This window comes from Citrobacter sp. Cf132 (assembly GCF_030333885.1).
Taxonomy (GTDB): Bacteria; Pseudomonadota; Gammaproteobacteria; order Enterobacterales; family Enterobacteriaceae; genus Citrobacter; species Citrobacter freundii.
This window is the reverse complement of sequence record NZ_JAOWFA010000015.1, coordinates 1-248: the sequence shown is the minus strand read 5'-3', so window position 1 is coordinate 248 and position 248 is coordinate 1. Positions and strand designations below refer to the sequence as shown.

Annotated in this window: 1 protein-coding gene; it reads left to right on the top strand. The window is 51.2% G+C overall.

Annotated elements, in window-relative coordinates; genetic code table 11:
- On the top strand, window positions 1-240 hold a 240-nt coding region (locus tag OGV85_RS00300; protein ID WP_000674753.1), incomplete at its 5' end, for an IS1 family transposase.
- Window positions 241-248 lie beyond the last annotated feature (8 nt).

Genomic DNA, 248 nt, shown 5'->3' with positions numbered 1-248 from the left:
CTGCTGTCACCCTTTGACGTGGTGATATGGATGACGGATGGCTGGCCGCTGTATGAATCCCGCCTGAAGGGAAAGCTGCACGTAATCAGCAAGCGATATACGCAGCGAATTGAGCGGCATAACCTGAATCTGAGGCAGCACCTGGCACGGCTGGGACGGAAGTCGCTGTCGTTCTCAAAATCGGTGGAGCTGCATGACAAAGTCATCGGGCATTATCTGAACATAAAACACTATCAATAAGTTGGAGT